This is a genomic window from Pseudoalteromonas sp. Of7M-16 (assembly GCF_022347805.1).
Taxonomy (GTDB): Bacteria; Pseudomonadota; Gammaproteobacteria; order Enterobacterales; family Alteromonadaceae; genus Pseudoalteromonas; species Pseudoalteromonas luteoviolacea_F.
In genome coordinates this window covers 33,817-48,244 of sequence record NZ_JAKRFY010000009.1, presented here as the reverse complement: position 1 = coordinate 48,244, position 14,428 = coordinate 33,817, and the positions used below count along the sequence as shown (strand labels likewise).

The 14,428-nt window shown below is 43.3% G+C and carries 2 protein-coding genes; both read left to right on the top strand.

The genetic code is table 11. The features are described from left to right. The first annotated feature begins 111 nt into the window (after nucleotides 1–111). Nucleotides 112–6,834 (top strand): non-ribosomal peptide synthetase, encoded by a 6,723-nt coding sequence (locus MHN81_RS11580; RefSeq protein ID WP_239425777.1) that lies wholly within the window; start codon nucleotides 112–114, stop codon nucleotides 6,832–6,834. Next, nucleotides 6,821–14,200, top strand: a complete 7,380-nt coding sequence (locus MHN81_RS11575) for a non-ribosomal peptide synthetase (RefSeq protein ID WP_239425776.1) — start codon at nucleotides 6,821–6,823, stop codon at nucleotides 14,198–14,200. The genes MHN81_RS11580 and MHN81_RS11575 overlap by 14 nt, the downstream gene beginning before the upstream one ends. The last annotated feature ends 228 nt before the right edge of the window (nucleotides 14,201–14,428 follow it).

Sequence of the window (14,428 nt, the reverse complement as noted above, 5' to 3'; positions counted from 1 at the left end):
AGCTAAATGATACCCGCCTTGGTTAAAGCCGGGGGGGTCAAACTATTGAAGTGGTTAAATTGTCTAAAACCCCGCCCTAACTAACCTTGTATATAAGCACTGTAGAACATTATGGCTAACGACTTAAATATCATTAGAAACTTTATAAAAGAAAAAATTCAAAACGGGTTAAAGGTCAGCTCACAAAATGGCAAACTTATCATCAAAGGTAATCTTGCTGCACTGTCTGACGAAGACAAACAATTTTTTAAGCAAAATAAAGAAAGTATTATCTCTGTTGTTTCACAACTCTCCAATACTCGCGCAAAACTAAAACCCCATACCTGCCCTAAAGACCGTATTCCACTTTCATTCTCGCAACAGCGATTATGGTTTTTAGACAAGGTACAAGGAGGGGGGGTAGAGTATAACGTCCCGCTTGTATATAAAATCACCGGTTCATTAGACTTAGCTTCGGTAAAAAAAGCCTTACAGTCCATACTTGAGCGACACGAAGTGTTAAGAACCGTTTATATTGAAACTGAACAAAGCCTTGTTTACCAAAAAGTATGTGATAACACAAAAGTCGATATTGAACAGCATGACCTCACTGAAGTAGCAGAGGATCAAAAGCAGTCGCTAGTTAAAAATATCATAACAAAGAGTGCTGCCAAACCATTCGATCTTAGTTCAGACCTTATGCTCCGCTGCCTCTATATACATACTTCAAAGGCGACTGACACTCAACCTAGCTCTGGTGTGCTGTTTTTCAATATACACCACATAGCCTCTGACGGCTGGTCAATGAATGTTATGTCCAGAGAGTTTATTACTTTCTACCAAGCCTATACAGCAGGAGAAAGTGCTGATCTTCCAGCATTGCAATTTCAATATGCCGACTATGCATGTTGGCAACGAGAGTGGTTGGACGGTAAAGTTTTAGAATCGCAATTATCGTACTGGCAGAAAAAATTAGACGATGCCCCTGCACTCCATGGCATAGCGACTCGAAACACCAGACCAAAGGTCAAACAAAGTGCAGGCAAAACAGTCAGCGAAACACTCCCTTTAGACATTGCCTCTACACTACAAAAAATAGCAAATGACTTTCAGCTAACGCCATTTATGCTCATTCACGCAACATTGGCTTTGGTCATATCAAAACACAGTAATTCTCAAGATATTGTCATCGGTACACCCGTGGCTAATCGACTGGTCGCTGGGCTTGAGCCGTTAATTGGTTTTTTTGTTAATTCTCTTCCATTAAGATTGAATACCAATCACACCAACATGGCAGCCTATTTTGAACACGTAAGAGAGGTTCACTTAGGAGCCCAATCCAATCAGGATGTGCCATTTGATCAACTGGTTGAACATTTAAAACTGGAGCGCAGCACCAGCCATTCTCCACTTATTCAAATTATGCTCACCACAATGACGGACTACAAACTGCAAAGCGACGTCAATTATGAGCTGCCAGGTGTTGATATTGAGCCACTCAGTTTAGCCGAATCGACGTCGAAATTTGATATGGATATCGATGTGAGCTTCACAATGAATGGCCTGTGCATTGACTGGACGTATGACGAAGCCCTGTTTGGCGAGTCGCAAGTTCAACTACTTGTACAGCACCTGTGTAATGTGCTTAGCGCCATCAGTGAATTGGGCGAGCAGTCGAGTGGCCAAGTAGCACTTGCCAACATCGCAATATTGTCTGACAACGAAATCGACAAGCTACTTGATAAGGCTGCGGGCCCGAAAATAGCTCGGGAAACACCGCAGTGTTTACACCAAATATTTGAACAACAAACCAAACTTACGCCCGATGCATGTGCAGTTATCACTGCTCAAGGCGCCACCAGCTATCGAGAGTTAAATCACAAAGCCAATCTTATCGCCCACAGGATAAAGACATATACAAAAGAGATGACGAATCCACTCATCGGTTTATACATCGAACGCTCTGTGGAGATGATCGCAGGGCTTCTCGGCATATTAAAAGCTGGCTGTGGGTATTTGGCGCTGGACATCAAACACAGTGACAAGATTATTGTCGAGCGTGTACAAGATGCAAACGTCGGGCTCATTCTCTCCAATTCAGCCAATGCCCAAGCCCTAAGCGACACTGCCAATATTGATGTTATTCATTTGGACAAAATTAACTGGGAGCAAGAAGTATCAGATCTCAACATTTCTGTAGACCAACAAGCTCTTGCTTACGCGCTCACAACGTCGGGGTCAACAGGCAAGCCTAAATTGATTGGTATGCACCACAAGCCGTTGGTCAATCTCATTTATGCGATGCAGGAAAATTGCCAAGAAATAGCTAAGCCACACACTGTTTTGCAGTTTTCGTCGATTGGCTTTGATATGAGTTTTACCGACATATTTTTAGCCTTGTTACAAGGCGGTTCATTGCAATTGGTTACTGAGACTGAGCAATTTGATGTTGAAGAGATAGCTACTAAGCTTCACGCAGCCAACATTAGTCTCGCTAATTTACCCTACTCTATGTTGCAAACATTAGCCAGTTACAGCAATGAAAAACAGCTTCAATTCCCATCACTTGAAGTTGTTATTTCCACCGCAGCGCTTTTGGTCATCACGCCAGAAATCCGTACGTTCTTTAAACGCCACCCCAATATCAGACTTGTGAATCAATATGGTCCATCAGAAACTCACGTGTGTACCTCGACCGTACTGACCAGCGAGGTGGATGAGTGGCCAGAAAGTATCGCCATTGGTGCCCCTATCACTAACACGCATTGCTATGTTGTAGATCACAACGGTAAATTGGTACCAGACGGTGCTATCGGCGAATTATTTATTGGCGGTGAATGTGTCGGTAAAGGGTATCTAAACAATACAGCGCTTACTGAACAAAGCTTCATTCCTAACACCTTCCCCGGTGATACTTCGCCATTGCTATATCGCAGTGGTGATCTCGTACGCTGGCTAGCCAATGGCGAACTAGAGTATATCGGCAGAAAAGATGAGCAAGTTAAAATCCGCGGATTTAGAATAGAAATTGGTGCAATTGAAAGTCAAATAACGAACTGTGACAAGATTGCCAAGACGTGTGTGATTGCCATTGAAGACCGTGAGATGCTGGTCGCCTATATTTTGCCAAAAGAACCGATTGAGATCTCTGAATTAAAAGCAGAGTTATCTCAAAAGCTGCCAGAGTACATGATCCCTAACAGGTTTGTCGTAGTCGAAAATTGGCCACTAACGACCAATGGTAAAACCGATAAAAAAAGGCTTCCTGCCTATGACGATGTGATAGACGATGAACATGCTCTGTCTCCAGAAACAATCACAGAACATGCATTGGCAGCAATATGGGCAGAGCTATTGGGTGTGCCAAAAGATTCAATTGGCCAAGAATCTAGCTTCTTTTCACTGGGTGGGCACTCTTTATTGGCGGTCCGCCTCACGTCAGAAATTCGTACTCAGCTTGATTGTGAAGTGGCCATAAAAGACGTATTTCAATCGCCAACCCTCACTGCGCTGGCTAACATAATTGACACTCAGAGTAACCGTGTTGAACGCCCGCCAATCATCCCAGTAGAGCGCACTGGTAAATACCTTCCCCTGTCATATTCACAGCAACGATTGTGGTTTCTGGACTCGCTACAAGGGGGGACGCCAGAATACAATATGCCGATTATTTTTGAGCTGCATGGTGACATAAACTTGGCACTGCTCAATCTCGTCTTCCAGACAATTGTGGATCGCCACGAAGTTTTGCGCACCAACTTTGTTAATACTGATGGCGAAGTCACACAGCACATTAAGCGCTCAGAAAATGCGCCATTTGCAATCAAGGTCATAGATCTTACTACCACTGACAGTACAGATCAGACTGCCCAAATACAGCAATTAGTTGAACAAGAGGTACGTACTCCATTTGACCTCGCTCACGACTTAATGCTACGAGCCAAGTATATTAAGACAAGTGAGCGTGAAGGCGTACTCACGGTAAACATGCACCATATTGCCTCAGATGGATGGTCGTTAGAGATTTTCACTAATGAGTTCATAACGCTATATAACGCTTTTCATTCAGGGCAAGCCAACCCCCTACCAGCGCTCGACATTCAATATGCCGATTATGCCCATTGGCAGCGAAGCTATTTAAATGAAGAAATGCTTGAGTCGCAATTGGCCTACTGGCAGCAACAATTGGCAGATTTACCAGAAGTACATAACCTGCCAACACAATATCCACGCCCTAACATCAAACAGTACGAAGGCGATATTGTAAAACTCAGTTTGCCAGAGCACGCTGCGCAGCAACTACAAACAATGGCCAAAAAGCATGGGGTGACCCAGTTTATGCTCTGCCATGGTATTTTTGCACTGTTGCTCGCCCGCTACAGCGGCACCAATGACATTGTGATAGGTGTACCGGTCGCTAACCGCCTTCATACGGAAGTGGATAATTTAATTGGCATGTTTATCAACAATCTGGTTTTGCGACTAGACGTCGAACAAGGCTCTATCGCAAAATACTTACAGCATGTGAAAAACACACATTTAGAGGCACAAGAAAACCAAGATGTACCGTTTGAACAGTTAGTTGAAAGCTTGAATGTCGCCCGAAGCACAAGCCATGCTCCGGTTTTCCAAATTATGATGACAACCAACACAGAGTATGGCATCACCTCCAGCGAAGAAGATTTCACATTACCAGATATAGAGCTCAAGCCCTACTCTTCAAATGTGATTCACGAAAAGTATGATCTTCATGTTGATTTTCGAATTACCAATGACGGAGTCGATTTAAGCTGCACCTTTGATTGCCACTTATTTGACAAGGCATTTATCACTCAATTTATGAGCCACCTAGAGCAAATGGTGTTTGCTGTGAGTGCACTACCTTCAGTAACGGATCAGCAACTGTGCCCCTCTAAGTTACCTATGCTTAGCAAAGAGGAAACAGGCTTCTTGCTCAATGCGCTAAACGATACGGCTTCGGACTACCCAACGGATCTATGTATCCACGAGTTATTCGAACACCAAGCAACAGTACACCATGATAATATCGCAATTGTATTTGAAAATGAGCAGCTGACTTATGGTGAATTGAATGCGCGAGCAAATCAGTTGGCTCACTGCTTAGTCGCTCAATATGATGTTAAGCCAGATACATTGGTTGGCCTATGTATCGAACGCTCTCTAGAAATGGTCATCGGTATACTCGCCATACTTAAAGCGGGTGGCGCATATGTGCCGTTGGATCCAAGTTACCCACAAGCACGCTTAAGCTATATGCTTGACGATGCATCCTTAGATGTTGTGCTGAGCGCAAATAGTACATCCGTGGTACTGGGTGAAATCTACAACGGCAGGATCATTGATATAAAAAACAATGTACACTTTGCTCAATTCCCTACTACAAATGTCAATCTTACAGCACAGGGCTTAACTTCATCTCACTTAGCGTATGTCATTTATACTTCTGGTTCGACAGGTAAACCTAAAGGCGTCATGGTAGAGCATCAAGCGTTGGTGAACCGCATTCACTGGATGCAAACCCAATACAATATGACTGTCGACGATACTGTGCTCCAGAAAACACCATATAGCTTTGATGTGTCGGTTTGGGAGTTTGTTTGGCCACTGTCTTATGGAGGACGGTTAGTCATTGCAAAACCAGAGGGGCATAAGGACTCAGCTTACCTATGTGACCTAATTCAGCGCAGCGCTATCACGAAACTTCATTTCGTACCTTCGATGCTCGGAGCCATGCTCGAAAATGAAGCGTTCAAACTCTGTACCAATTTGAAACAAGTCTTTTGTAGCGGTGAAGCACTGCAGGTGAGCCATGTAGAAGGAGTAAGGCAAGCATTACCGAATACAGAATTACACAATTTATACGGCCCAACAGAAGCTGCAATTGATGTAAGTTACTGGAACTGCTCTGGAGATATCAGTCACGGTGTACCGATAGGAAAGCCCATTGATAACATTCAGCTTATGGTGCTGGACAAGTTCCTAAACATGACCCCACATGGCGTAGCTGGAGAATTATTCATTGGAGGTACTGGTTTAGCCCGTGGCTACCTCAACCGCCCTGAACTAACGACAGAGCGCTTTATTGATAATCCGTATTTCGACGCGGGCAGCCCTAATAGCTCCAAACGACTGTACCGTACTGGTGATTTAGTTCGTTATTTATCCGATGGAAATTTAGAGTTTATTGCCCGAATAGACCACCAAGTTAAGATCCGTGGTTTTAGGATCGAACTTGGTGAAATAGAAGCACAATTATCTCAGCAACCTAGGGTGGAGTCATCTCTGGTTGTGGCAACGGAACTTGCAGGCAGCCAGCAGCTTGTAGCGTATGTAAAACCAACCGATACGTTAAGTGAAGCAGAGCAGAGTAACTATATCAGCGGATTAAAATCAGCACTTAATAGTGTACTGCCTGACTATATGGTGCCGAGTGTTTTGATGATAGTCGATGAGTGGCCTTTAACCCCTAATGGTAAATTAGATAGAAAGGCATTAGCTCAACCACAGCAAAGTATCGAAGTAGAATACGTTGCTCCCCAAACAGATACAGAGCGTACGCTCGCCAAAATTTGGGCTGAGTTACTCAAAATTGAAGCGCACCAAATCAGTATTCACAACGGTTTCTTTGAGTTAGGTGGACACTCAATACTCGTGATCCGTTTACTGAGTCGTATAGAGCAGGAACTCGGTCTCAAGCTGGATCTGCAAGGTCTTTATGAAGTCTCAGAACTTCGGGAACTCGCACAAATTTGCGACTCCTTAAAACTGAATTTAAATGCACAAGACAAACTCAATGAACTAGAAGAAACGGAGTTTGAAGATGTCGAATTCTAAAACAAATATTCCAGCACTGCTGCAAAAATTAGCATCACTCGATATCACTTTGTATTTAGATGAAGCGACAAAACTACGCGCAAAGGCACCTAAGGGTGCCATTACGCCTGAGCTATCGAAAACAATTAAAGAAAACAAAGTAGATCTGACGGCCTATTTGCAAAAATTAGCCTCCATGACGGCTTCGCAAGTGACTCAAGAGCAAATCGTGGCAGTAAAAGACAAAGGTAATAAACTGCCTTTATCTTTCGCCCAGCAACGGCTTTGGTTTATCGATCAGCTTAAACAAGGCTCTCCTGAGTACAATATGCCCATAGCCTTTAAGATTTCAGGCGTACTCAACTTGGCCTTGGTTAAACGTGCTTTTTCCTGCATTGTAAGCAGACATGAGATATTGAGAACCAACTATATCAATGATAACGGCACGGCTTATCAGCAAGTAAAGCCTCTATCTGAATTCAATTTTGCCATTGATGAAATGACACTAAGCTCTGCGCAAACAGACTCTGAGCTGGCAGATATTGTACAGCGAAATATGTACACACCGTTTGACTTAAGCAAAGACCTAATGCTGCGTGTGAGTTATATACACACCAGCCAAGCCAGCGGTATTTTAATCTTAAACATGCATCATATTTCATCGGATGGTTGGTCTATCGAAGTGCTTATCAAAGAGTTTTTTGCGCTATATGATGCATTTAAAACGGGACTCTCAGATCCGCTTCCTCCATTGAATATTCAATATAGCGACTATGCTGTATGGCAGCATGAGCATGCACCTAGCCTTGATCAACAATTTAAATACTGGCAACAACAATTAAGTGATATGCCATTAATACATGGTTTGCACCGCGAACCTACGCCGTTAGAAGATCATACGCGTCAAGCACAGACTGTTTCAGGTGGGCTCCCTACCGATTGCGCCAATAAGCTTTTAAAGCTTGCGAAAGACCTAAATGTCACACCATTTATGCTAATGCATGGCATTTTCTCCATTGTGATGTCAAAACACTCCAATAGTGACGATATTATCGTAGGCACGCCAATTGCCAACCGTTCGCAAGCACAATTGCAGCCGCTCATTGGCTTTTTTGTCAATACACTCGTATTGCGAGTAGACACAAGCATTAATATGTTAGAAGAGTACTTTGCTGCACTGAGGAAAGTTCACCTATCGGCCCAGCAATATCAGGAAATGCCCTACGACCAACTGGTTGACCGATTAAAAGTGCCTAGAGACGGTGGGTACAACCCGCTCTTTCAGATCATGTTTACCAGTAATACTGAATACGGATTAAACGATCAGCAAACTCTGAATCGCTCGGCGTTGGCAGATGTAGATGCAACGGTTTTTGAATCACAGGGCACTCCTGCTCAATTCGAGCTGCATATCTCGCTGAATATCAGTGACAGTGGTGTTGATATTTGTTGGCAGTATGATCCGAGTATCTACAAACAGTCTTACATCGAAAAACTTCATACCCACTTGCAAGTACTGCTCGAAAGCTTTTCTAATATCGCTCACCCTGCTACAACCAAAATATCAGATCTGGCACTCTTGCCACACACCGAACAAGCGCATTTAATTAATACTTTGAATGCCAGAGAGATTGAATACTCGCAATCACACAGTGTATGTACACTCTTTGACCGGCAGGCAAACTTAAATCCACATAGCGTAGCTGTCATATTTGAAGCGCACTCCATTACTTACAAAGTGCTCAATGACAAAGCAACTGACTTAGCTAAACTACTGATTAAAAATTATAAGCTCGAGAGTAACAAGCCGATAGGACTGTTTGCCGAGCGCTCCATTGAAATGGTCATTGGTATGCTGGCGATTTTAAAAGCGGGCTGCTCTTATGTTCCCATGGAAATTAACTCCCCAGCCCAGCGGTTAGCGCATATTCTCCAAGATGCGTCACCTCAGCTTATTCTAAAGCACAGCAAAAATGACCTCGATATTGCCAACTGGCATGGTGAAATATGCAACCTGTCAGAAGCAATCAGCGCACTCGATAACACCGAGATAGACCAAGATCAAACGCTTCTCTTGCCCACAGCGCCAGATGCGCAGACTCCGGCCTATATCATTTACACATCAGGCTCGACGGGCAAACCCAAAGGGGTTGAAATACCTCACATCGGTATCATAAGACTGATCACCAATCCAAGCTTTATGCAATTGGATAGCAGTACTGTAATGATACATACCGCAAATATCGCTTTCGATGCGGCGACACTAGAAGTTTGGGGGCCATTACTCAATGGTGGTAAGGTTATCTTATACCCAGATAATATCCTCACTCCGCAACAGCTCAATGCCACCATAGATAAACATCAAGTCAACTCTATGTTCCTCACCACTGCATTTTTTAAAGAGTGGTTATTGCTCGAAAATAGACTCGAATCCCTACAACAGTTAATTGTAGGAGGTGAGGCGCTAGATCTGGCGACAGTGCAGCTTGCACAGAAAAAGCTCACGCACGTACAGCTCATCAATGCATATGGTCCAACAGAAAATACGACGTTTACAACATCCCACAAGTTTAAGTTTCCGCTGCCTTCTAAAGTCGTCCCTATCGGTAAACGACTACATTGTGATGAAATTTATATACTTGATAAATATAACAACTTAACGCCTCATGGTGCTATTGGCGAACTCTGTGTAGGTGGTGACGGACTTGCAACAGGGTATGTCAACAAACCAGAGTTGACCGCGCAAAAATTTATTGCCAACCCTTTCGTGTCATCAAGAACATCAGATGCATCGGATCGTTTGTATAGAACAGGCGACTTAGTTCGATACCTACCTGATAACACACTTGAATATATTGGTAGAACAGATGACCAAGTTAAAATTCGCGGTTTTCGCATTGAACTGGGAGAAATAGAAAGCAAACTGGTTGAGCATCAAAAAGTAACATCTGCGTCTGTCATCACTTTTAATAGTGGCAAAACAGTGAAACTAGCAGCTTATATACAGTTGTGCGATACAGTGCGAAGTGAAAGTGTTGACACCACTTTAGCCGACATCAAGAAAAACCTAGTCGATAAGTTGCCAAGCTACATGGTGCCCAGTGCATTTATAGTTGTAGACAGTTGGCCTATGACTGCAAATGGAAAATTAAATAAACGCGCTCTTCCCAATCCAGATACGCACACACCAGCAGCAACCATACCCGCACGCACCGCAACAGAAAAAGACATCGCAAAAATATGGGCCGAATTATTGGGCGTTGACGCAACGACCATTGGCATTGATGCCAATTTCTTTGAGCTAGGCGGACATTCACTACTTTGTATCCGGCTCGTCGCTGAAATATCTCAGGCCTTTAGTATCGACATCTCTGTTGAGCAAGTGTTCAATGCTCAGAATTTAGCGCATTTAGCACAGCAAATAGACTCCAGAAACGCCGAGGAAAGCAATACTATAGCGCTCGTCCCCATCGAACGGACTTCAGAGCTACTTCCCGTTTCCTATGCACAGCAACGCATGTGGTTTATGGATAAGCTACAAAGCGGCTCTGCAGAATATAACATGCCTGTGGCCTTTAATATCGAAGGTGACGTAGATTTCGGACTTCTCGAGCACGCCTTTAACGAAATTATCAGACGCCACGAAATTATTCGAACAACTTACCATGAACAAGATGGCGAAATTAAGCAAAAAGTACGACCAGTAGAGCTGATTGACTTTAAAATTGAGGTAACAGATCTCACAGCCTATAGCACGGTGTCTCAAACACAGAAGCTAAATGAAAAGCTCGATGCTGAATTTTCGAGACCTTTCGACCTTGCCTCCGATTTGATGTTGCGCGCGCACATCGTAAAGCTCAGCGAGCGCAAAAGCACATTGATTTACAATATGCACCATATCGCGTCTGACGGCTGGTCGATGGAGGTTATTACCAGAGAGTTTACTGCCTTATATTCAGCATATAAACAAGCTCAGCCATCTGCGCTCAACGATTTACCTATTCAATATGCCGACTTCGCACTTTGGCAAAGAGCATATTTGGATGAGACAAAGCTAAAACAGCAACTTCACTACTGGCTGGATAACTTACGAGATGCACCTGCCACACACTCGTTACCGCTTTGCCAACCTAGATCTCAAAACCTGACCAATCCTGCCGCAGTGGTTGAGTCAACGCTTGGTGAACAGCCATCGGCTAAGTTAATGGCCATCGCGAAAGACGCCAAGTTAACGCCTTTCATGCTGATGCATGGTTTGCTCTCACTTATCATAACCAAACACAGTAACTCTCATGACATCATCGTTGGCACGCCAACCGCGAATAGATTGAAAACAGAACTGGCACCACTTGTAGGACTATTTGTCAATACACTCGTACTACGTGTGAATACCGAACAGGCTGATTGGCAGGACTTTTTTAATCACTTACGTGAAGTCCACCTAAATTCGCAAAAGCACCAAGATATTCCTTTCGAACAATTGGTTGAACACTTATCAGAGTCACGCTCTACGCAAGTCACCCCTATCTTCCAAATTATGGTCACCATAAACTCAGAGTTTGGGCAAATGGATAATGCGCAGCAGTCAACAGAGGAACATGGTGATGCGCGTTTTGAACTGTTAACTGCGCAACAAGGGTTGGCCAAGTTTGATTTGGAAGTTGACTTTGTTATTTGTGAAAGTGGTATCAAGGTGCACTGGCAGTACAACTCAAGTCTATTTACTCAGCAAAGAATTCAAAAGATGAGTGATCACCTGTGTACGCTTATGGAGAATTTATCTGCAAGCTATACAGATCTCAAAGATGCCCCGCCTCTGACATTGCCAGCGTACAGCCGCGAAGAAGAAAGTCAGCTTTTGCGCCTCTCACACGGTGTAAGCAGAGCCTTTAACGACAATCAATGTATCCATGAACTTATTGAGCAAATGGCCCATGAAAGGCCTGACAAAGTCGCGCTTATAAACGGTGATACTCAGTTAACCTATGCGCAGCTCAATGCACAAGCAAACCAACTTGCTCGATACATCATGAACAACTTCGACGTATCAGCCGAGACTATGGTTGGCCTTTGTGCAGATCGCAGCGTTGAAATGGTGATCGGTGCGATTGCTATCTTAAAAGCGGGCGGCGGGTTTGTGCCAATCGATCCTGCATACCCTTTGCCTCGCATTGAGTATATGCTTGATGATGCTCAGTTAAAACTGGTGCTAACTCAAGGTAACGGCAACAAGGCTCTGAGCCAAAGTTCTGTCGATAAAATAGATTTAGACCACGTTGTTAATCAAACGGGCGTACTGAGTACCTATACGATCGAAAACATAACAAAAGATCAGCTATCGCTGTGCGCATCAAGCACGGCTTACATCATCTATACCTCTGGTTCAACAGGCCAACCAAAAGGCGTAATGGTAGCACATAGTGCTTTACTTAATTACCAAGAGCATATCAAAACGGTATATCAGGTCAGTGATAATGACGTTGTGTTGCAATTTTCAAACATTTCATTCGATATCTTTATTGAAGAATTGTGTGCGAGCTTGTGTATTGGTGCTCAGTTGGTCCTAAGGAATGAGCAATCAGCTTATAGTTTCGACCACTTCATACAATTTTGTAATCAGCACAACATCACCATTGCTAGCTTACCCACCGCTTTTTGGGCACAAACCACCTCGGGTGAACTTGCTGTACCTGTACATAGTTTACAAAAAGTCATTGTCGGCGGTGAAGCGCTCACAGCAACAACGGTTAAAAATCACTATCAAAAATTAGGCAATGGCACTTCTCTTATTAATACCTATGGACCGACAGAAGCAACCGTCACAGCATCAAGCTATGTCACCTCACCTAAGGATGCCCAAGCGCACAACATTCCTATTGGAAAAGCAAACCCGAACTATCAATTGTTGGTTCTAGATCCCTATCTTTCACCCACTCCTCTTGGCAGTATTGGAGAAATCTACATTGGTGGTCCAGGATTGGCAAAAGGGTATTGGCAACGCTTAGACTTAACCAAAGAGAAGTTTGTAGTAAATCCCTATCATGACCCTCAACATAAACAAAGCTCTGAGTTGCTGTATAGAACAGGAGATCTAGGATACTTACTAGAAGATGGCACTGTGCATTTTGTCGGTCGACAAGACAGTCAAGTCAAAATTCGCGGTTTTAGGGTAGAGCTTGGCGAAATAGAGTCGCAAATTGCCCAAATTCCGGAGATTGACTCTGTACTAGTCAACATCACTGAACTTAACCACAATCAGTACTTAGTTGCTTATGTCAAAGCTGAAAGCCAGATTGTTACGGCCAACTCGACCGAACTTGAGCAAACAATTCAACAAAGTTTAAAAGCCGCGTTACCAGATTACATGCAACCACATAAGATTGTAATCGTATCTGAATGGCCTTTAACTGCGAATGGTAAAATAGATAAAAATGCATTGCCTGCAATTAGCTTTGAAATAAGCGCTCAGCAGCACGAAGCGCCTAGTACCGAAGCTGAAATTGCTCTTACAAAAATTTGGGCTGATGTGCTAGACACCCATATTGATACCTTAAGTATAGGCTCAAGCTTTTTTGAAATTGGTGGGCATTCATTACTTGCTGTGAAACTCATTTCAAAAATCCACACTGTATTACAAAAACCGGTGAGCTTGTCTCAAGTATTTGAATTTAATACCATCAAGACACAGGCCGAGCTAATTGACTCTCTTCGCTCAACACATCTTTGGGATCAGCCACTTCTTCAACTAACGCGTAAAGTGGCGGCTCCAGCCATCGGGTGTTACTTCATACCAGGTGTTGCCAGCACAGATAAAGATTTTATCGACATTATGCAGCACATGAATGAGTTTGAAGGCGAAGTTGGAGTTTTCAGGCATAAGGGTCTTATTTCAGGTGAAAAGCCGTTCACCAGCATTACAGAGAATGTGGAAGCGTTTATTGACGCAATCACAGCACGTAATTTAAATAAAGTTAAGCTCGTTGGCCACTCTTACGGGGGTGTACTCGCGTTAGAATTAGCGGCAAGGTTAATTGACTCGGGATACCAGGTTGAACTTACCATGTTGGATACCTATATTCACCCGGCTAGGTTTGTTGATGCCGCGACATTAAATGAAAATATAGACTCTATTGAAGTCGCAGAACATTTGAAGTCGCTATATAACTTACAGTCACGGCTACACATTGAATACCAGCCAAATTGGAGGTTGGGTCGCACACAGCTAGTATTAGCGACCCAAAGTCCAGCCGATCAAAACAAATATATCGCTTACTTGGACAGGCACGCGTCCCAAATATCAACCAGCAAATTGCCTGGAGATCACTTCAGCATTCTGTTAGGAGACAATGCAAAACACATTGCTAAGGAAATTTTGAATAGCAAATAGCAACTCTTTTTAAATTGTGTCGCTGACATAACGGGGTTATCTGGTCCACATTTACTATAAATGGAGCAGATAACCTCTTTCTCTTGTTAGATTTTAAATTATATTTCCCATCAGTATTTGTGTACCAAGAAGTTAAATCAATTCACGCCTCTCGAGATTGACTTACATTAGCTAAGCTTTAGCAATAGCTATCTAAAACCGACTTACTTAAGCCGAGGTTGATTTTCT